The organism is Variovorax sp. GW821-FHT10C12 (assembly GCF_059415405.1).
This window is the reverse complement of sequence record NZ_JBWKNE010000005.1, coordinates 125,152-143,651: the sequence shown is the minus strand read 5'-3', so window position 1 is coordinate 143,651 and position 18,500 is coordinate 125,152. Positions and strand designations below refer to the sequence as shown.

Here is an 18,500-nt window from a genome sequence, read left to right as displayed (position 1 = left end):
CGCCGACCACCGCCATGGCCGACGCCTTCGTGCCGCTGGAAGGCGGCTGCACCTGCCGGCAGGTGCGCTACCGCCTCGATGCTCCGCCGCTCTTCGTGCACTGCTGCCACTGCCGCTGGTGCCAGCGCGAGACGGGCTCGTCCTTCGCGCTCAATGCGCTCATCGAACCGGAACACGTGCAGATGCTGCAGGGCACGGTCGATCGGGTGCTCACGCCCTCGGCCAGCGGACGCGGCCAGACCTACGCGCGCTGCCCCACTTGCCACGTCGCGCTGTGGAGCCACTACGCCGGCGCCGGCGATGCCGTGAGCTTCATCCGCGTGGGCACGCTCGACACGCCCGACCGGTTGCCGCCGGACCTGCACATCTTCACGATGTCCAAGCAGCCGTGGGTGGTGCTGCCGCCCGGCGCAGCGGCGGTGCACGAGTATTACGACCGCAAGGACTACTGGCCTGCCGAGAGCCTCGCGCGCTGGCGCGTGCTGCGCGAGAAGATGCGGGCCGGCTAGCGTGCTCGGCGAGCCTCAGCGGCTCGCGTACCCGGACAGGAACGCATCGACCGCCGCATTCGCGTAGCGTTCCAGTTCGGCGGGGTCGCTCGCGTGGTCGCCCGTGAACATGGCCCGGTTCAACGGAATCCACAGCAGCAGCCCGGTGAAGTGGTTGGCCGCGAGCAGCGGGTCGTCGACCTTGAGCAGCCCGCGCTGCGCGTAGCGCTCGAAGCTCGCGGCCAGCGTCGCGAGCACCCGCTCGAAACCTTGCGCGAACCAGGCACGCGCCACGTCGGGAAAGCGCTCCGCATTGGCGATCACCAGGCGCCGCAGCCGCAGCAGCTCGGGTTGCATCAGCGCGGTGACGAGCTTGCGGGCCAGCCCCTGCAACGCCTCCCGGGGGTGGCTGGCGTCCGCCAGCGAGCCGGCCACGAGCTGGATGACCTTGTCGACGTCGTCGGCCGTGAGCTGAATGATCGCGGCGTAGAGCCGCTCCTTGTCGGTGAAGTGCCGGTACAGCGTGGGCTTGGACACGCCCGCCAGCGTGGCGACCTCGTCCATGGTCGTGCCGTTGTAGCCCCGGTCGAGGAAGACCGTGGACGCGGCTTCCAGGATGAGCCTGCGCTTGCGGTCGGATCGTTTTTCTGCGGGCTGTTCCATCACCGGACTCCGGGTTTCTTGACAATCAACAACGAAACTATACAGTTTAGTTTCTATTCACTTGCACCCTGTCACCATGGAATTTCAGACGACAACGCGCACCGCTGGCGCCCCCTCACAGCGAGCGCTGTTGGCCTGCGGCATGTGGGTCGCGCCCGTGTTCTATGGGCTCGCCGTGCTCCAGTTGCTGCTGCGCCCCGAGTTCGACATCCGCGCGCTTCCGATCAGCTACCTCGCGCTGGGCGAGCTCGGCTGGATCCAGGTGGGCAGCTTCATTCTCTCGGGATTGTTCGCAATTCTTTGCGCCTTCGGACTCAGGGCCTGGCTGAAGGGCCAGCGCGGCGGAACCTGGGGACCGATCCTGGTCGGGCTGTTCGGCATCGGCACGGTGCTGGCGGGCGTCTTTCCACCCGACCCGTTCCCCAAGGCCGGCGAGACGCCCACGATGAGCGTGCCCGGCGCGCTGCACATGCTCGCGTTCTTCCTGGCGTTCCTGTCGCTGATTGCGGCCTGCTTCGTTTTCGCGCGCCGCTTCTTCGCGCTGAAGCAAGGCGGGTGGGCGCTCTATTCGATGGCTACCGGCATCCTGGTGCCCGTGCTGATCGGCCTGGGCATGAGCAACCCGGCTTCGGCCAGCGTGATCGTGGCCGGTGCGGGGCTGGTGCTCTTCGGGTGGCTGGGCGTCCTGTCGTGGCGGATGCGCGCGGGCGGGGTCGTCAGGCCCGCGGCGTGACCGCGTCGTCGGTGCCCGCCATGCCGGCGACCAACTTCGGCAACAGGTCTTCCGACGCCCCCCGCAACACCACCGCCGCCGCATCGTCCAGGTGCGGCAGCGGCTCGATGTTCAGCGTGACCAGCCGCGCACCGCGCGCCATCGCCAGCTTGGGCAGTTCGGCCGCCGGGTAGACGATGGTGGTGCTGCCGACCACCAGGAACAGGTCGGACTCCTGCGCCGCCACCTGCGCGTCGAGCAGCACGCCGGCGTTCAGCATCTCGCCGAACATGACCACGTCGGGCCGCGCGTGCGAGCCGCAGCGCAGGCAGCGGTGGAACGGCCAGGGGCCGCTGCGGTTGCCGCAGTGGTCGCAGCGCCAGCGGCGCAGCGAGCCGTGCAGCTCCAGCACGTCCTGTCCGCCGGCCTTGCCGAGCAGGCCGTCGACGTTCTGCGTGATGAGCCGGGTCGCGGGGCGCAGCCGCTGCAGCTGCGCGAGCGCGAGGTGGCCGGGATTGGGCGATGCGGTCTCGATCAGCGCCAGGCGCTGGGCCCAGAACTTCGTGAAGCCGCCGGGGTCGCGCGCGAGGTCGTCGGCATGCGAGAACTTGAGCGCGTTCTGGCTCATCCACAGGCCGTCAGCATCGCGGTAGGTCGGGATGCCGGAAGCCTTGGACAGCCCCGCGCCCGAAAAGACCACGATGCGCCGCGCACCGCGCAGCAGCGCCACGGTGCGGTCGATGCGCAGCGCGAGGTCGTCGGAGGAAGAAGAAGACGTGGAAGACAAGGCGGAAGAAAACAGGGTCATCGATCGGAAACGGAGGGAACCACGGCGCCGGTGGCGCTCGCCCCCAGGCGCTGCGACACCGTGCCCGCGCAGGCCTTGAGCGCGCGCGCGATCTCGCCGTCCCAGGCGGTGTGGAAGATGCCGGCCGGGCCGATGGCGGTCACGGCCAGCACGATGGCGCCGGTGTGGTCGAACACCGGCGCGGCCATGGCACTCACGCCCTCGATCACCTCGCCGTCGGAACGGCTGATGCCGTGGTCGCGCACTTCCTGGCACTGCCGCTCGAAGTCGCTCCACGAGGGCAGCGGCTGCACCGGCGGCATGCCGGCCGGCGGCGCAGGCTCGGCGGCGCCCTTGCGCTGCTTCTGGCGCTGGCGCTCGTCCTCGAGCTGCGCGCGCACCACCGCCGGGTCGAGGTAGGCGGCAAAGACGCGGCCCGAGGCCGTGTTGGTGAGCGAGAACACCGTGCCGTGGCGCATGTTCACGTGCACCGGCGAAGGCGACTCGGCCGTGCGCACGATGGTCGCGCCGCGCGCGCCCCACACGGCCAGCGCCACCGTGTGGCCGATCTGCTGCGCGAGCTGGCCGATCAGCGGCGTGGCGATGTGCACCGGGTCGGCCTGCTGCAGGCTGATCAGCCCCAGTTGCAAGGCCAGCGGGCCAAGCAGATAGTGGCCGCTGGCGCGGTCCTGCTCGATGAGGCCCAGCCGGCCGAAGCTCACCATGTACGGGTGGGCCTTGGCGGCCGTCATGTCCGCTTCGCGGGCAAGGTCTTTGAGCGCCATCGGGCGGCCGTGGTGCACCAGTGCGCGCAGCAGCTGCCCGCCGACTTCGATGCTCTGGATGCCGCGCTGGGCGCGGTCGGTGTCAGTCGCTGCCATGGCCGCCTTGCCGTCTGGTTGTTCGTTCATGAAGAAGGCATTAGACATGAACTGATCTCGGGCTTACACTCCGCGCATTCGTTATTTGCAAACTCGTTCGCCCTAAACGAATTCAGAGAATTCGAAACCACCCCACCGGAGACACACGATGAGCCAAGCCAAGAAATTCGCCAGCCAGGCCGACCTGGAAGAAAAGAAGATCACCTTCAGCCAGATCTCGGAGCACGCCTGGGCCTACACGGCCGAGGGCGACCCCAACACCGGGATCATCATCGGCGACGACTGCGTGCTGGTGGCCGACACCCAGGCCACGCCCGCCATGGCCGCCGACGTGGTGCGCCGCATCCGCGAAGTGACCGACAAGCCCATCAAGTACGTGGTGCTCACCCACTACCACGCGGTGCGCGTGCTGGGCGCGGCGGGCTACGGCGCCGAACACATCCTGGCCAGCCAGGACACGCGCGACCTGATCGTGGAGCGCGGCGAGGAAGACAAGGCCAGCGAAATCGGCCGCTTCCCGCGCCTGTTCCAGAACGTCGAGACCGTGCCCCCGGGCCTGACCTGGCCCACCATGACCTTCACCGGCAAGATGACGCTGTGGCTGGGCAAGCTCGAAGTGCAGCTGCTGCAGCTGGGCCGCGGCCACACCAAGGGCGACACCGTCGTCTGGCTGCCGCAGGAGCGCGCGCTGCTGTCGGGCGACCTGGTCGAGTTCGGCGCCACGCCGTACGCGGGCGACGCCTACTTCCAGGACTGGCCACAGACGCTGGACAACATCGCCGCCCTGAAGCCCCTGGCCCTGGTGCCGGGCCGCGGCGCCGCGCTGACCACGCCCGAAGCCGTGGCCGAGGGCCTGAACGGCACGCGCGCCTTCATCTCCGACGTGTACGCCAGCGTGCAGGAAGGCGTGAAGGCCGGGCGCGACCTGAACGCGGTCTACAAGGAAACCTACGCGAAGCTGCAGCCCAAATACCAGCAGTGGGTGATCTTCGACCACTGCATGCCCTTCGACGTGAGCCGCGCCTACGACGAGGCCTCGGGCCACGCCGACCCGCGCGTGTGGACGGCCCAGCGCGACATCGACATGTGGAAGGCCCTGGAAGGCTGATCGCGCCGCGACCTTCCCCCGCGCGGGGAAGGCGACGGAAACGACAAGGACACGGAGACATCACGTGATCGACTATCAAAGCCTGCGCTTCGACTACACCCGCCACGCCGACCAGGACGCCGCCACGCCCGCCCGCCACCCCGTGGTGGTCGTGGGCGCCGGCCCGGTGGGCCTCACGCTCGCCATCGACCTCGCCCTGCGCCAGATTCCCGTGGTGCTGCTCGACAACGACAACAGCCTGTCCAGCGGATCGCGCGCGATCTGCTTCGCCAAGCGCACGCTCGAGGTGTTCGACCGCCTCGGCTGCGGCGACCGCATGGTGGACAAGGGCGTGTCGTGGAACGTCGGCAAGGTGTTCTTCCATGACGAGCAGGTCTACCGCTTCGACCTGCTGCCCGAGCCCGGCCACGAGCGCCCGGCCTTCATCAACCTGCAGCAGTACTACGTCGAGGGCTACCTCGTCGAGCGCGCCGCGGCCTTGCCGCTGATCGACCTGCGCTGGAACAACAAGGTCACCGGCATCGAGCAAGGCGACGACGGCGCGATGCTGACCGTGGAAACGCCCGAGGGCGAGTACCGCCTGCAGGCCGGCTACGTCGCCGCCTGCGACGGCTCGCGCTCCAACCTGCGCCAGATGCTGGGGCAGGAAGCCAAGGGCCGCGTGTTCCGCGACCGCTTCCTGATCGCCGACATCACCATGGACGCGCAGCTGCCCACCGAGCGCCGCTTCTGGTTCGACCCCTCGTTCCACCCCGGCCAGAGCGTGCTGCTGCACAAGCAGGCCGACGGCATGTGGCGCGTCGACTTCCAGCTCGGCTGGGACGCCGACCCGGTGGAAGAACGCAAGCCCGAGCGCATCACGCCGCGCGTGCGCGCACTGCTCGACAGCATCGGCTTCGAAGGCGTGCAGTTCCAGATCGGCTGGGCCAGCGTCTACACCTTCGCCTGCCAGCGCATGGAGCGCTTCCGCCACGGCCGCGTGCTGTTCGCGGGCGACTCGGCGCACGGCGTGTCGCCCTTCGGCGCGCGCGGCGCCAACTCGGGCGTGCAGGACGCCGACAACCTCGCCTGGAAGCTCGCGGCCGTGCTGGCCGGCGACGCGCCCGACGCGCTGCTCGACAGCTACGCCAGCGAACGCGAATTCGCGGCCGACGAGAACATCCGCAATTCGACGCGCGCCACCGACTTCATCACGCCCAAGAGCGAGGTGAGCCGCCTCTTCCGCGACGCGGTGCTCGAGCTGACCAAGCGCCACGCCTTTGCGCGCTCGCTGGTCAACAGCGGACGGCTGTCGGTGGCCACGGTGCTGCGCGACTCGCCGCTCAACACGCCCGACGCCGACACCTTCGCCGGCGCGATGGTGCCCGGCGCCGCCGCGGCCGATGCGCCCGTGCGGCGCGCCGACGGCAGCACCGGCTGGCTGCTGCGCGAATGCCATGTGGCGCGCTTCACCGCGCTGGTGTTCGGCACCGGCGACGCCGCCGAGCGCAGCCTGCAGGCGCTGAAAAGCAGCGACCTCGCGCTGCACGTCGTGCGCGTGGAAGGCACCGGCGCCGACGCCGAACTCGCCACGCAGCGCTACGACGCGCAGCCCGGCACCGTCTACCTGCTGCGGCCCGACCAGCACGTGTGCGCGCGCTGGCGGCAGCCCACGGCGGCGAACCTTCGCGCGGCCCTCGACCACGCACTGGCAAAGGCATGACCCCGATGCAACCGCAACTGATCACCACGCCGAACCTCGAAGCGCCCGACGATTTCTACGAGGCGCTCATCGAGGCCCACCAGGGGCTTTCCACCGAAGAAAGCCACGCCTTCAACGCACGGCTCGTGCTCGTGCTGGCCAACCACGTCGGCTCGCTGGCCGTGCTGCGCGAAGCCTTCGACGCGGCGCGCGCCGGCTGAACGGCCGCACGTTCCCACCTCATCGCGACTTTCGAAAGACAAGCCCATGACCCAAGCAACACCCGCCTCCGAACGGCGCTACCAGAGCGGCTTCGGCAACGAATACGCCTCCGAGGCCGTGCCCGGTGCGCTGCCCCAAGGCCGCAACAACCCGCAGCGCGGCCCCTTCGACCTGTACACCGAGCTGCTCTCGGGCACCGCCTTCACGGCGCCGCGCCACGAGAACCGCCGCACCTGGCTGTACCGCCGCCAACCCTCGGTGGTGTCGGGCCGCTACCAGCCCTACGCGCAGGCGCACTGGACCACCGGCGCCGACCGCGAGATCGCGCTGCCGCCCGAGCCGATGCGCTGGGGCCCGCTGCCGCTGGACGGCGCGGCCGACGTCGACTTCATCGACGGCATGCACACGCTGGCCGCCAACGGCGACGCTGAATCGCAGGTCGGCATCGGCTCGCTGATGTACCTGGCGGGTCGCTCGATGGAACAGCGCGCCTTCGTCAACGCCGACGGCGAGATGCTGGTGATGCCCCAACAAGGCCGCCTCGTCGTCACGACCGAACTCGGCGTGCTCGACGTGAAGCCCGGCGAAATCGTGGTGCTGCCGCGCGGCATGGCCTTCAAGGTCGCGCTGCCCGACGGCCTCTCGCGCGGCTACGTGTGCGAGAACTACGGCGCGCACTTCCGCCTGCCCGAACTCGGCCCGATCGGCTCGAACGGCCTGGCCAACGCGCGCGACTTCCAGGCGCCCGTGGCGGCCTTCGAGGCAGACGGCGGCGCCTACGAGCTGGTGAAGAAATTCGGCGGCCGCTTCTGGACCGCACCGACGAAACAGTCGCCCTTCAACGTGGTCGCCTGGCACGGCAACCTCGCGCCGGTGAAGTACGACACGGCCAACTTCATGGTCATCGGCTCGATCAGCTTCGACCATCCCGATCCGTCGATCTTCACCGTGCTGACCTCGCCCAGCGACACGCCTGGCACCGCCAACTGCGACTTCGTGATCTTCCCGCCGCGCTGGATGGTGATGGAAAACACCTTCCGTCCGCCGTGGTTCCACCGCAACCTCATGAGCGAGTTCATGGGCCTGGTGCTGGGCGAGTACGACGCCAAGCCGGGCGGCTTCAAGCCCGGCGGCGCGAGCCTGCACAACTGCATGGTGCCGCACGGCCCGGACGAGGAAGCCTTCGACAAGGCCACGCACGCCGACCTCAAGCCGCACAAGCTGGACAACACGCTGGCCTTCATGTTCGAGAGCCGCTACCGTTTCATCCCGACGAACTTCGCGCTGCAAAGCCCGGCGCTCGACACCGACTACACCGACTGCTGGGCCGGCCTCAAGGACCAATTCAAGCCATGAAGATGAAGAAGAGCGCTTTCGCCCTCACCCGCCGCGCGGCGGCCGTCGCACTGCTCGCGGCGCCGTTCCTGCTGGCGCACGCGGCCGACTTTCCGTCCAAGCCCATCAAGTTCATCGTGCCCTACACGGCTGGCGGCACCACCGACCTGGTGGCGCGCACCGTGGGCCAGAAGGTGTCGGAGAAGCTGGGCCAGCCCGTGCTCATCGACAACCGCGGCGGCGCGGGCGGCAACATCGGCATGGACGCCGTGGCCAAGGCCGCGCCCGACGGCTACACGATCGGCTTCGGCGCCATCTCGACCAATGCGCTGAACCCGCACATCTACAAGTCGATGGCCTTCGATCCGCGCAAGGACTTCACGGCCATCAGCCTGCTGGGCATGTCGACCATCGTGCTCGAAGTGCCGGCCACCTCGGCCATCAAGACCGTGCCCGAGCTCATCGCCGCCGCGAAGAAGAACCCCGGCCTGCCCTATGCCACCGCGGGCGCCGGCACCTCGATGAACCTGGCCGGCGTGATGTTCGCGCAGATGACCGGCACCGAGCTCACGCACGTCGCCTACAAGGGCAGCGGCCCGGCCATCACCGACATGCTGGGCAACACCATCGGCGTGATGTTCGACAACCTGCCGGCGTCGCTGCCACACATCCAGGCCGGCAAGCTGCGCGCGCTGGCCGTGGCGGGCTCCACGCGCTCGCCCTCGCTGCCCGACGTGCCGACGATGGCCGAAGCGGGCCTCAAGGGCTATGCGCTGGAGCCATGGTTCGGCGTGTACGGCCCGGCGAAGCTGCCGGCACCGATCGTGAAGGCGCTGAACGAAGCGTTCGTCGAAGCGCTCGCGATGCCCGACGTGAAGGCCAAGCTGCAGCAGGCCGGCTTCTCGCCGCGCGGCTCGAGCGCGCAGGAGCTCACCACGCTCACCGACACCGAATACAAGCGCCTGGGCGATGTGGCCAAGAAGGCCGGCATGACCGCAGACTGATCCGACTCAAGAACCGAAAGACCTCCATGACCGCACTCAACGCCACCCACGACCCGAAGCTGCGCAGCTGGGTCGCCGCCGCCAACGTGGCCGGCACCGACTTCCCGATCCAGAACCTGCCCTTCGGCCGCTTCCGCGCCGCCGGCAGCAGCGAGGCCTTCCGCATCGGCGTGGCCATCGGCGACCAGATCCTCGATCTGCGCGCGGCCGGCCTCATCGACACCGACGACATGAACGTGCTGATGAACGCCTCGGTGAAAGACCGCCAGGCGCTGCGCGCCGCGATCTCCGCCGGCCTGGCCGAAGGCAGCGGCCAGCAGGCCGCATGGTCGAAGGCCCTGCTCGCGCAGGCCCAGGCCGAGATGACCGTGCCCTGCCGCATCGGCGACTACACCGACTTCTACACGGGCATCCACCACGCCACCACCATCGGCAAGCTGTTCCGTCCCGACCAGCCGCTGATGCCCAACTACAAGTGGGTGCCCATCGGTTATCACGGCCGCGCGTCGTCGATCGGCGTGAGCGGCCAGGTCTTCAAGCGCCCGCAAGGCCAGACCAAGGCGCCCGATGCCGTGGCGCCGAGCTTCGGCCCCTCGAAGCGGCTGGACTACGAACTGGAGCTGGGCTTCCTCGTGGGCCGTGGCAATGCGCTGGGCGAGCCCATCGCCATCGGCGACGCCGAAGACCACCTGTTCGGCGTGACCTTGCTCAACGACTGGTCGGCGCGCGACCTGCAGGCCTGGGAGTACCAGCCGCTCGGCCCGTTCCTGGCGAAGAACTTCGCGAGCACGCTGTCGCCCTGGATCGTGACGACCGAAGCGCTGGCGCCGTTCCGCGCCAAGTTCGAGCGCCCCGCCGAAGACCCGCAACCGCTGCCCTACCTCGATGCGCCCTCGAACCGCGCCAGCGGCGCGCTCGACATCACGCTCGAAGTGCTGCTGCAGACCGCGAAGATGCGCGCCGACGGCGTGGCACCCGTGCGCCTCACGCTCGGCAACACCACCGAGGCCGCCTACTGGACCGCCGCTCAGCTCATCACGCACCACACGGTGAACGGCTGCAACCTGCAACCCGGCGACCTGCTGGGCTCGGGCACGCTGTCGGGCCCGCAGCCCGACCAGGCCGGTTCGCTGATGGAACTCACGCTGGGCGGCAAGCAGCCGATCACGCTGCCGAACGGCGAGAAGCGCACCTTCCTGGAAGACGGCGACACGCTGGTGATGCGCGGCTGGTGCGAGCGCGATGGCGCGGTGCGCATCGGGCTGGGTGAAGTCGCAGGGACCGTGGTGGCCTGAGGTCCTGTGTTATCCCCTCTCCCCTTGCGGGGAGAGGGTTAGGGTGAGGGCAGGGGCTTCACAACATCGCGCGGCGTCGATGGCCGCTCACCCTCACCCCCGCCCTCTCCCCAAGGGGAGAGGGAGTAAGACAGTCAGGGCGTCGGCGCCGCCGACGATGCCGCGCCCGCAGGCGCCGGCGCAGCGACCGCCGTGGGCCACGCCACCTCACTGCCCACACGCGGCTTGCCCATCGGCGCACCCGCGCGGCCGATGCGCACGGCGGCCATGTCGGCCTCGCTCGGGTACTGGTCCATGAGCCAGTAGTCGAACACGCGGCGCGCCAGGGGCGCCGCAGCGCCCGCGCCCCAGCCGGCGTTCTCGACGATGACGGCGAGCGCGATCTTCGGGTTGTTGGCCGGTGCGTAGGCCATGAACAGCGCGTGGTCGCGTTGGTGTTCTTCGAGCGCGCGCGCGTTGTACTTGGTGTTCTTGGCCTGCGTCACCGCCTGCGCCGTGCCGGTCTTGCCGGCCGCCTGGTAGCCCGCGCCCGCGAACACGCCGCGCGCGGTGCCGCTGGTGACCACGCTGGTCAGGCCCTCGCGGATCACCGCGACGTTGGCCGCCGTGTAGCCGAGGTTCTCGGCCGGCGGCTGCGGCAGCGGCACGATCTGCCCGCTCACCGTGTTGCGCATCGCCAGCGCCACGTGCGGCCGGTGCTTCATGCCGCCGTCGGCCACGATGGCCGTGGCCTGCGCCAGCTGCAGCATGGTGAAGGCGTTGTAGCCCTGGCCGATGCCCAGCGAGATGGTCTCGCCCGCGTACCACTTCTTCTGCTCGGGCCGCTTGTAGGCGTTGCGCTTCCACTCGGTGCTCGGCAGCACGCCGCGCACCTCGCCGCCCAGGTCGATGCCGGTGATCTGGCCGAAGCCCATGGGCTTCATGAAGTCGTGGATGAGGTCCACGCCCATCTCGTTGGCCAGCGAGTAGTAGTAGATGTTGCTCGACAGCTGGATCGAGCGGCGCATGTCGACGCCGCCGATGTTGCCCTCGGGGCTGCCGAAGCGGTGGCCGCCGAAGTTGAAGTAGCCGGGGTCGTTCACCACCACGTTGGCCGCGCGCTTGCCGGTCTGCAGCGCCGCCAGCGCCATGAAGGGCTTGTAGGTGGAGCCCGGCGGGTAGGTGCCGCGCAGCGCGCGGTTGAGCAGCGGCTTGTCCAGCGATTCGGTGAGCGCCGCCCAGCTTTCGGTGTCGATGCCTTCGACGAACAGGTTCGGGTCGAAGGTGGGCTTGCTCACGAAGGCCAGCACCTCGCCGGTCTTGGGGTCGATGGCTACGAGCGCACCGCGCCGGTCGCCGTACATGTCTTCGATCAGCTTCTGCAGCTTGATGTCCAGCGACAGCATGACGGTGTTGCCCGGCGTGGCCGGGTGGCTCGCGAGCCGGCGCACGGCACGCCCGCCGGCCGAGGTTTCCATTTGCTCCACGCCGGTCTGGCCGTGCAGCATCTTCTCGTAGCTCTGCTCGACGCCCAGCTTGCCGATGTAGTCGGTGCCCTTGTAGTTGGCCTGGTCTTCCTCGTCCCAGTCTTCCATCGCGGTTTTTTCGCGCTGGTTGATGCGGCCGATGTAGCCCAGCACGTGCGAGGCCAGCTCGCCCTGCGGGTAGTTGCGGAACAGGCGCGCCTTGATCTCCACGCCCGGGAAGCGGTAGCGCTGCGCCGCGAAGCGCGCCACTTCCTCGTCGCTCAGGCGGGTGCGGATCGGAATGGAGTCGAAGCTGCGCGAGTCTTCGCGCAGTCGCTTGAAGCGGCGGCGGTCGCGCGGCGACACCTCGAGCACGCTGGTCAGGCTGTTGATGGTCTCCTCGACGTCACCGACCTTCGAGGGCGTGATCTCCAGCGTGTAGGCCGAGTAGTTGGAGGCCAGCACGATGCCGTTGCGATCGAGGATGAGCCCCCGGTTCGGCACCACCGGCACCACGGCCGTGCGGTTGCTCTCGGCCTGCTCGGCCAGGTCTTCGTGGCGCACCACCTGCAGGTACACCAGGCGCGAGCCCAACAGACTGAAGGCGAACAGCACCGCCAGGCCGATGACGATCACGCGGCGCTTGAAGCGCGCCAGATCGGCGGCAACGTTGCGGATTTCAGTCATGGCATCAGGAGCTTAGGCGTGCGCAGGTGCGATGGCAAATGCGACGGAAAGAAGAACTTAGAGGGGTCGGTTCTCGTCGGGTTCCGGCGTGCGACGCTGCGGTGCGAGCAGCAGCGCGGTGGCCAGCGGCCACAGCGCGGCCTCGAGCGCCGGCGAGACCAGCACGCCCCATCCCGGGAACACGCCGCCGCCGATCATGCGCGTGATCACCTCGATGAACTGCGACAGCGCAAACAGCGGCAGCACCTGCAGCGCCTGCGAGAGCACCGGGTACCACAGCAGGCGCCGGTGGATCATGATCGCGAAGAAGCCCAGCGTGGTGTAGGACAGCGCATGCTGGCCCAGCATCGACGACTGGTGCACGTCCATGAGCAGGCCGAACATGAAGGCCGCGCCGATGCCCACGCGCGCGGGCTGGTGCACGCCCCAGAACACGATCACCAGTGCCAGCAGGTCGGGCATCCAGGCGGCGCGGCCGATGGGGATCATGTTGACCAGCAGCGCCACGAGCAGGCTGGTCCACATGAAGACGGGGCTGACGGGCAGCAAGAGCTGCTGCTGGCCGGGGCGCTTGATCATCGCGTGGCTCCCGCGGGCTTCTTCTCGTTCTTGCCGGCGCCGGGCTTGCCGTCGGGGCGCTTGCGCTGGGTGGATGCGGCTTCGACGTGCGGCGGCGCCACCGGGGCGCCGGAGGGCTCGAGCACCAGCACGTAGCGCGCCGCGGTCACGCGGGCCAGCGGCACGCAATAAATGCGCGCAAAGGCCGAGTCGGCGCGGCGCTCGATGCGTTCGATCTTCGCCACCGGCAGGCCGGCCGGGTAGATGCCGTCGACGCCGCTGGTGGACAGCAGGTCGCCCTCCTGCAGGTCGGCATTGGCCGCCATGAAGCGCAGCTCCATGCCGCCGCCGTGCGCCGAGGCATCGCCGAAGGCCACGCTGCGCACGCCGGTGCGGGTGTTCTGCACGGGAATGGCCAGGTCGCGGTCGATCACCAGCGTGACCTCGCTCGTGAAGGGCAGCACCTGCGTGACCTGGCCCAGCACGCCGCGCGCGTCGATCACCGGCGAGCCGGCCGCCACGCCCTGCGTGAGGCCCTGGTCGATGACGATCTTGCGCGTGTAGGGGTCGGCCGCGTCGTACAGCACCTCGGCCGGGCGGCCCGGCGTGGTGGTGGTCTGGCGCAGCTCGAGCAGCTCGCGCAGGCGGGCGTTGTCCTGTGCCAGCGTGTCGGCGCGGCTGGCGGTTTCGGCCTGCAGCATCAGGGCCTTGCGGGCCTCGTCTTCGTTGCGCTGCGCGGTCTGCAGCTCTTCGAAGTAGCGGCTGCCGCCCATCACCAGCATGACCGGTTTGAGCGCCGCCATCTGCACCGGGTAGAGCACCGCGCCGATGGCCGAGCGGATCGGCTTCACGAGGTGAAAGCGGGCGTCGGCGACCATGAGGAAGAGCGAGAGCGCGCCGAAGAAGATCAGCTTGCTGAGTGCCGATTGCCCCTGGTTGAACAGGGGTGGCGCTGTGCGATCGAGCGTGCCCAGAGGCATGTAGTCAGACCCGGCGGTGGTGCGGCATCAAATAACAAAAAGCCGGCCTGCGCAAGCAGAGGCCGGCCGATGATGGCTTTCGCCTTTTACTCGCTCGTGAAGATGCTGCCCAGACGGTCCATGCGCTCCAGGGCGATGCCGCAGCCGCGCACCACGCAGGTCAGTGGGTCTTCGGCCACGAGCACCGGCAGGCCGGTTTCCTCGGCGAGCAGGCGGTCGAGGTCGCGCAGCAGCGCGCCGCCGCCGGTGAGCATCATGCCGCGCTCGGCGATGTCGGCGCCCAGTTCGGGAGGCGTCTGTTCCAGTGCGTTCTTCACGGCCGAGACGATGTTGTTCAGGGGGTCGGTCAGGGCTTCCAGCACTTCGTTGCTGCTGATGGTGAAGCTGCGCGGCACGCCTTCGGAGAGGTTGCGGCCCTTGACTTCCATTTCCTTGACTTCGGAGCCCGGGAAGGCCGAGCCGATGTTCTTCTTGATGACTTCGGCCGTCGGCTCGCCGATCAGCATGCCGTAGTTGCGGCGGATGTAGTTGATGATGGCTTCGTCGAAGCGGTCACCGCCCACGCGCACCGAGCCCTTGTAGACCATGCCGCCCAGCGAGATCACGCCCACTTCGGTGGTGCCGCCGCCGATGTCCACCACCATCGAGCCCGAGGCTTCACTGACGGGCAGGCCAGCGCCGATGGCCGCGGCCATGGGTTCTTCGATGAGGTAGACGGCGGTGGCGCCGGCGGCTTCGGCCGCGTCCTTGATGGCGCGGCGCTCGACCTGGGTCGAGCCGCAGGGCACGCAGATGATGATGCGCGGGCTCGGCGTGAGCAGCGTGCGCGGGTGCACCATCTTGATGAACTGCTTGATCATCTGCTCGGTGATCACGAAGTCGGCAATGACGCCGTCCTTCATCGGGCGGATGGCCTCGATGTTGCCGGGCACCTTGCCCAGCATGGCCTTGGCTTCGCGGCCGACGGCCTGGATCACCTTCTTGCCATGGGGGCCGCCTTCGTGGCGGATCGCGACCACGGAGGGCTCGTCCAGCACGATGCCCTTGTTGCGGGCGAAGATCAGGGTATTGGCGGTGCCGAGGTCGATCGCCAGGTCGGTGGAGAAGTACCGACGGAAAGCTCCAAACATGTGCGGAATCCTCTGAGCACGGCCTGCGCATCGGCAGGTCGTCGCTCTATTTTTGGGTCGTTTGACGGGGTGAATTGATCGTTTTTGGCGCAAAAGCCGGCGCGTTCGCGGGGGTTGCGGCAAAGGCGGGATAATAACCGAATCCCCTCTGAATCCCGTGTCGGCACCCTCTTCGGCGTGCGATTGCCTCTGGTTTTTTCGACCCGTCAGCCATCTATGTCTCTTTCCGCTTCCGATATTGCACGCATCGCCTCCCTGGCGCGGCTGCAGCTTGCCCCCGATGAAAGCGAGCGCATGCTCACTCAAATCAACGGCTTCTTCGATCTGGTCGAACGCATGCGCGCGGTCGACACCACGGGCATCGAGCCGCTGGCGCACCCGGTGGCCGCGCTCGAAGACGTGACGCTGCGCCTGCGCGACGACGTCGTGAGCGAGCCGAACAACCGCGAAGCCAACCAGAAGAGCGCCCCGGCCGTCGAAGCCGGCCTGTTCCTCGTGCCCAAGGTGATCGAATGATGAGCAGCGGTGAACTGCACCAATTGAGCGTGGTCGCGCTGGCGAAGGCGCTGGCCGACCGCAAGGTTTCGGCCGTCGAGGCCTCGCAGGCCTTTTTGGGCCGCATGAAGGCCCACGAATCGCTCGGCACCTTCGTCGACGTCAACGAAGAAGTCACGCTGGCCCAGGCCCGCGCCGCCGACGCGCTCCTCGCCAAGGGCAACGCGCCCGCGCTGGCCGGCGTGCCGATCGCGCACAAGGACATCTTCGTCACCACCGATTTCGCCACCACCGCCGGCTCGAAGATGCTCGCGGGCTACCGCTCGCCCTTCGACGCGACCGTGGTGCGCCGCCTGGCCGAAGCCGGCGCGGTCACGTTGGGCAAGCTCAGCTGCGACGAGTTCGCGATGGGCTCGGCCAACGAGAACGTCGCCGTGCCCGCCGTGGGCCACGACAAAGCTGTGCCAGTGCGCAACCCCTGGAACCTCGAGTGCATTCCGGGCGGCTCGTCGGGTGCCAGCGCGGCAGCCGTCGCGGCACGCCTAGCCCCTGCGGCCACCGGCACCGACACCGGCGGATCGATCCGCCAACCCGCCTCGTTCTGCGGCATCACCGGCATCAAGCCCACGTATGGCCGCGCCTCGCGCTACGGCATGGTGGCCTTCGCATCGAGCCTCGACCAGGCCGGCCCGATGGCCCGCTCGGCCGAAGACTGCGCGCTGCTGCTGTCGGCCTTCTGCGGCCCTGATCTCGACCGCGATTCGACCTCGCTCGACAAGCCCGCCGAAAACTTCGGCCGCTCGCTGAACGATTCGCTCGAAGGCCTGCGCATCGGCGTGCCCAAGGAGTTCTTCGGCGACGGCGTGGCGCCCGGCGTGCGCGCCGCCATCGATGCGGCGCTCGCGCAGTACGAGAAGCTCGGCGCCAAGCGCGTCGAGGTCTCGCTGCCGCGCACCGAGCTGTCGATTCCCGTGTACTACATCCTGGCCGCGGCCGAGGCCTCGAGCAACCTGAGCCGCTTCGACGGCGTCAAGTTCGGCCACCGCGCCAAGCAGTACAAGGACCTGGCCGAGATGTACGAGCGCACGCGCGCCGAGGGCTTCGGCGACGAGGTGAAGCGCCGCATCATGATCGGCACCTACGTGCTCTCGCACGGCTACTACGACGCCTACTACCTGCAGGCGCAGAAGGTGCGCCGCATGATCGCGGACGACTTCCAGCAGGCGCTGACGCAGTGCGACGTGATCGCCGGCCCCGCCGCGCCGACCACCGCCTGGAAGATCGGCGAACACGGCGACGACCCCGTGGCCGACTACCTCGCCGACATCTTCACGCTGCCCGCATCGCTGGCCGGCCTGCCCGGCATGAGCGTGCCCGCCGGCTTCGACGCCGGCATGCCCGTGGGCCTGCAGCTGATCGGCAACTACTTCAGCGAAGCGAAGCTGCTCAATGCAGCGCACCGCTTCCAGCAAGCCACCGACTGGCACACGCGCACGCCGGAGGGTTTTTAAGATGAGCGACACCACCGCAGTGAACACCTTCGAAGCACAACAACAAGGCCGCCCGACCGGCCCGCTGGTGCGCGGCTATGAAGTCATCATCGGCTTCGAGACGCACGCCCAGCTGTCGACCGCGAGCAAGATCTTCAGCCGCGCCTCCACCGCCTTCGGCGCCGAGCCCAACACGCAGGCCTGCGCGGTCGACCTGGCACTGCCCGGCACGCTGCCCGTGATGAACAAGGGCGCGGTCGAACGCGCCATCAAGCTGGGCCTGGCGCTGGGCTCGCACATCGCGCCGCGCAGCGTGTTCGCGCGCAAGAACTACTTCTACCCCGACCTGCCCAAGGGCTACCAGATCAGCCAGTTCGAGATCCCGGTGGTGCAAGGCGGCGCGGTGTCGTTCTTCCTCGGCGAAGAAAAGAAGACCGTGCGCCTGGTGCGCGCCCACCTCGAGGAAGACGCGGGCAAGTCGCTGCACGAAGACTTCATCGGCCAGAGCGGCATCGACCTGAACCGCGCCGGCACGCCGCTGCTGGAAATCGTGACCGAGCCCGACATGCGCTCCACCGCCGAGGCCGTGGCCTATGCGAAGGAGCTGCACAAGATCGTCACGTGGATCGGCATCTGCGACGGCAACATGCAGGAAGGGAGCTTTCGCTGCGACGCCAACGTGTCGGTGCGCAAGCCCGGCGACAAGCTCGGCACGCGCCGCGAGATCAAGAACCTGAACAGCTTCAAGTTCATGCAGCAGGCGATCGACTACGAGATCAACTCGCAGATCGACGAGCTCGAAGAAGGCCGCGCCATCGAGCAGGCTACCGTGCTGTTCGACCCCGCCACCGGCGAGACGCGCACCATGCGCACCAAGGAAGACGCGGCCGACTACCGCTACTTCCCCGACCCCGACCTGCCGCCCCTCGTGGTGGCCGCCGAGTGGATCGAGCGCGTGCGCGCCACCATGCCCGAGCTGCCGCGTGCCACGGCCGAGCGCTATGTGCGCGACCACGGCCTGTCGGAATACGACGCCGCGCAGCTCACGCAAGGCGCGGCACTGGCGCAGTACTTCGACGACGCGGTGAACGCCGGTGCAGCGCCCAAGCTGGCCAGCAACTGGATCACCGGCGAGATGGCACGCCGCCTGAACGCCGCCGAGATCGGCATCGAAGCCGCGCCCGTGAAGGCCGCGCAGCTCGCGCAGCTGGTGACGCGCATCGCCGACGGCACGCTGCCCAACAACGCCGCGCGCCAGGTGTTCGAAGCACTGTGGAGCGGCGAAGGCAGCGATGTCGACGCGATCATCGAAGCGAAAGACCTGAAGCCGATGAACGACGCCGGCGCGCTCGACAAGATCCTCGACGAGGTGATTGCCAAGAACGCGAAGAACGTCGAGGAATACCGCGGCGGCAAGGAAAAGGCGCTCAACGGCCTCGTGGGCCAGGTCATGAAGGCCAGCGGGGGCAAGGCCAACCCTGCACAGGTCACCGAGCTGCTGAAAGCCAAGCTGGGCTGATCACGAACGAGCCCCGGGGC

At 68.6% G+C, this 18,500-nt stretch carries 18 protein-coding genes; 11 read left to right on the top strand and 7 right to left on the bottom strand.

Annotation, left to right across the window (positions count from 1 at the left end; translation table 11 throughout):
- Window positions 1-14: 14 nt before the first annotated feature.
- A complete protein-coding gene (locus AC07OH_RS22020; protein WP_495302114.1) occupies window positions 15-509 on the top strand; it encodes a GFA family protein in 495 nt (164 codons plus the stop codon).
- A gap of 15 nt (window positions 510-524) precedes the next feature.
- Here AC07OH_RS22020 and AC07OH_RS22015 read toward each other — a convergent pair whose 3' ends face one another.
- Window positions 525-1,151 carry a TetR/AcrR family transcriptional regulator gene (locus AC07OH_RS22015; protein WP_495302113.1) on the bottom strand — a complete coding sequence of 209 codons (627 nt, stop codon included), beginning with the start codon at window positions 1,149-1,151 and terminating at the stop codon, window positions 525-527.
- A gap of 76 nt (window positions 1,152-1,227) precedes the next feature.
- Here AC07OH_RS22015 and AC07OH_RS22010 point away from each other — a divergent pair, with 76 nt between their 5' ends.
- Window positions 1,228-1,884, top strand: coding sequence for a DUF998 domain-containing protein (locus tag AC07OH_RS22010; RefSeq protein WP_495302112.1), 657 nt, complete (start codon window positions 1,228-1,230; stop codon window positions 1,882-1,884).
- Here the strand turns inward: AC07OH_RS22010 and AC07OH_RS22005 are convergent.
- The gene (locus AC07OH_RS22005) at window positions 1,868-2,671 is read right to left on the bottom strand and encodes an SIR2 family NAD-dependent protein deacylase (RefSeq protein ID WP_495302111.1); all 804 of its coding nucleotides are present in this window, start codon (window positions 2,669-2,671) and stop codon (window positions 1,868-1,870) included. The two genes, AC07OH_RS22010 and AC07OH_RS22005, sit on opposite strands and share 17 nt — an antisense overlap.
- Window positions 2,668-3,531, bottom strand: coding sequence for an IclR family transcriptional regulator (locus AC07OH_RS22000; RefSeq protein ID WP_062472735.1), 864 nt, complete (start codon window positions 3,529-3,531; stop codon window positions 2,668-2,670). The genes AC07OH_RS22005 and AC07OH_RS22000 overlap by 4 nt, the downstream gene beginning before the upstream one ends.
- 148 nt (window positions 3,532-3,679) lie before the next feature.
- Here AC07OH_RS22000 and AC07OH_RS21995 point away from each other — a divergent pair, with 148 nt between their 5' ends.
- From AC07OH_RS21995 to fahA, 6 genes are all read left to right on the top strand, one after another.
- The gene (locus AC07OH_RS21995; RefSeq protein WP_062472733.1) at window positions 3,680-4,639 is read left to right on the top strand and encodes an MBL fold metallo-hydrolase; all 960 of its coding nucleotides are present in this window, start codon (window positions 3,680-3,682) and stop codon (window positions 4,637-4,639) included.
- A gap of 64 nt (window positions 4,640-4,703) precedes the next feature.
- Window positions 4,704-6,341: an FAD-dependent oxidoreductase gene (locus AC07OH_RS21990; protein WP_495302110.1), complete on the top strand. Its 1,638-nt coding sequence runs from the start codon at window positions 4,704-4,706 to the stop codon at window positions 6,339-6,341.
- A 5-nt stretch (window positions 6,342-6,346) separates the two neighbouring features.
- Window positions 6,347-6,541 carry a DUF2783 domain-containing protein gene (locus tag AC07OH_RS21985; protein ID WP_062472729.1) on the top strand — a complete coding sequence of 65 codons (195 nt, stop codon included), beginning with the start codon at window positions 6,347-6,349 and terminating at the stop codon, window positions 6,539-6,541.
- A 46-nt stretch (window positions 6,542-6,587) separates the two neighbouring features.
- Window positions 6,588-7,898, top strand: coding sequence for a homogentisate 1,2-dioxygenase (hmgA, locus tag AC07OH_RS21980; protein ID WP_495302109.1), 1,311 nt, complete (start codon window positions 6,588-6,590; stop codon window positions 7,896-7,898).
- Between the two features lie 2 nt (window positions 7,899-7,900).
- Complete coding sequence (locus AC07OH_RS21975) at window positions 7,901-8,881, top strand: Bug family tripartite tricarboxylate transporter substrate binding protein (protein ID WP_495302251.1); 981 nt, start codon at window positions 7,901-7,903, stop codon at window positions 8,879-8,881.
- Between the two features lie 26 nt (window positions 8,882-8,907).
- Complete coding sequence (gene fahA, locus AC07OH_RS21970; protein WP_495302108.1) at window positions 8,908-10,176, top strand: fumarylacetoacetase; 1,269 nt, start codon at window positions 8,908-8,910, stop codon at window positions 10,174-10,176.
- A 134-nt stretch (window positions 10,177-10,310) separates the two neighbouring features.
- On the opposite strand, the gene mrdA is transcribed toward fahA, so the two are convergent.
- The 4 genes from mrdA to AC07OH_RS21950 all read right to left on the bottom strand — a co-directional run bounded on the left by mrdA (window position 10,311) and on the right by AC07OH_RS21950 (window position 14,976).
- Window positions 10,311-12,308 (bottom strand): penicillin-binding protein 2, encoded by a 1,998-nt coding sequence (gene mrdA, locus AC07OH_RS21965; protein ID WP_489060232.1) that lies wholly within the window; start codon window positions 12,306-12,308, stop codon window positions 10,311-10,313.
- Window positions 12,309-12,365: 57 nt separating this feature from the next.
- Window positions 12,366-12,887 carry a rod shape-determining protein MreD gene (gene mreD / locus AC07OH_RS21960; protein ID WP_062472721.1) on the bottom strand — a complete coding sequence of 174 codons (522 nt, stop codon included), beginning with the start codon at window positions 12,885-12,887 and terminating at the stop codon, window positions 12,366-12,368.
- Complete coding sequence (mreC, locus tag AC07OH_RS21955) at window positions 12,884-13,846, bottom strand: rod shape-determining protein MreC (RefSeq protein WP_489060233.1); 963 nt, start codon at window positions 13,844-13,846, stop codon at window positions 12,884-12,886. The genes mreD and mreC overlap by 4 nt, the downstream gene beginning before the upstream one ends.
- A gap of 86 nt (window positions 13,847-13,932) precedes the next feature.
- Window positions 13,933-14,976: a rod shape-determining protein gene (locus tag AC07OH_RS21950; RefSeq protein WP_056583929.1), complete on the bottom strand. Its 1,044-nt coding sequence runs from the start codon at window positions 14,974-14,976 to the stop codon at window positions 13,933-13,935.
- 216 nt (window positions 14,977-15,192) lie between these two features.
- On the opposite strand from AC07OH_RS21950, the gene gatC reads away from it, so the two are divergent.
- The 3 genes from gatC to gatB are packed head-to-tail and all read left to right on the top strand — an operon-like array spanning window position 15,193 to window position 18,480.
- Window positions 15,193-15,492 carry an Asp-tRNA(Asn)/Glu-tRNA(Gln) amidotransferase subunit GatC gene (gene gatC, locus AC07OH_RS21945; RefSeq protein WP_489060235.1) on the top strand — a complete coding sequence of 100 codons (300 nt, stop codon included), beginning with the start codon at window positions 15,193-15,195 and terminating at the stop codon, window positions 15,490-15,492.
- Window positions 15,492-16,982 (top strand): Asp-tRNA(Asn)/Glu-tRNA(Gln) amidotransferase subunit GatA, encoded by a 1,491-nt coding sequence (gene gatA, locus AC07OH_RS21940; RefSeq protein WP_495302107.1) that lies wholly within the window; start codon window positions 15,492-15,494, stop codon window positions 16,980-16,982. The genes gatC and gatA overlap by 1 nt, the downstream gene beginning before the upstream one ends.
- 1 nt (window position 16,983) lies before the next feature.
- Entirely contained in the window at window positions 16,984-18,480 is a 1,497-nt protein-coding gene (gene gatB / locus AC07OH_RS21935) for an Asp-tRNA(Asn)/Glu-tRNA(Gln) amidotransferase subunit GatB (protein ID WP_495302106.1), read from the top strand.
- The last annotated feature ends 20 nt before the right edge of the window (window positions 18,481-18,500 follow it).

Bases quoted from the DNA above. Each gene is read 5' to 3' on its own strand.
- AC07OH_RS21995 (WP_062472733.1), top strand. From the start codon at position 3,680: ATGAGCCAAGCCAAGAAATTCGCCAGCCAGGCCGACCTGGAAGAAAAG.
- AC07OH_RS21985 (WP_062472729.1), top strand. From the start codon at position 6,347: ATGCAACCGCAACTGATCACCACGCCGAACCTCGAAGCGCCCGACGAT.
- AC07OH_RS22000 (WP_062472735.1), bottom strand. From the start codon at position 3,531: ATGGCAGCGACTGACACCGACCGCGCCCAGCGCGGCATCCAGAGCATC.
- AC07OH_RS22005 (WP_495302111.1), bottom strand. From the start codon at position 2,671: ATGACCCTGTTTTCTTCCGCCTTGTCTTCCACGTCTTCTTCTTCCTCC.
- AC07OH_RS21950 (WP_056583929.1), bottom strand. From the start codon at position 14,976: ATGTTTGGAGCTTTCCGTCGGTACTTCTCCACCGACCTGGCGATCGAC.
- hmgA (WP_495302109.1), top strand. From the start codon at position 6,588: ATGACCCAAGCAACACCCGCCTCCGAACGGCGCTACCAGAGCGGCTTC.
- gatC (WP_489060235.1), top strand. From the start codon at position 15,193: ATGTCTCTTTCCGCTTCCGATATTGCACGCATCGCCTCCCTGGCGCGG.
- AC07OH_RS22010 (WP_495302112.1), top strand. From the start codon at position 1,228: ATGGAATTTCAGACGACAACGCGCACCGCTGGCGCCCCCTCACAGCGA.
- AC07OH_RS22020 (WP_495302114.1), top strand. From the start codon at position 15: ATGGCCGACGCCTTCGTGCCGCTGGAAGGCGGCTGCACCTGCCGGCAG.
- mrdA (WP_489060232.1), bottom strand. From the start codon at position 12,308: ATGACTGAAATCCGCAACGTTGCCGCCGATCTGGCGCGCTTCAAGCGC.
- mreD (WP_062472721.1), bottom strand. From the start codon at position 12,887: ATGATCAAGCGCCCCGGCCAGCAGCAGCTCTTGCTGCCCGTCAGCCCC.
- AC07OH_RS22015 (WP_495302113.1), bottom strand. From the start codon at position 1,151: ATGGAACAGCCCGCAGAAAAACGATCCGACCGCAAGCGCAGGCTCATC.
- gatA (WP_495302107.1), top strand. From the start codon at position 15,492: ATGAGCAGCGGTGAACTGCACCAATTGAGCGTGGTCGCGCTGGCGAAG.
- fahA (WP_495302108.1), top strand. From the start codon at position 8,908: ATGACCGCACTCAACGCCACCCACGACCCGAAGCTGCGCAGCTGGGTC.
- mreC (WP_489060233.1), bottom strand. From the start codon at position 13,846: ATGCCTCTGGGCACGCTCGATCGCACAGCGCCACCCCTGTTCAACCAG.
- gatB (WP_495302106.1), top strand. From the start codon at position 16,984: ATGAGCGACACCACCGCAGTGAACACCTTCGAAGCACAACAACAAGGC.
- AC07OH_RS21975 (WP_495302251.1), top strand. From the start codon at position 7,901: ATGAAGAAGAGCGCTTTCGCCCTCACCCGCCGCGCGGCGGCCGTCGCA.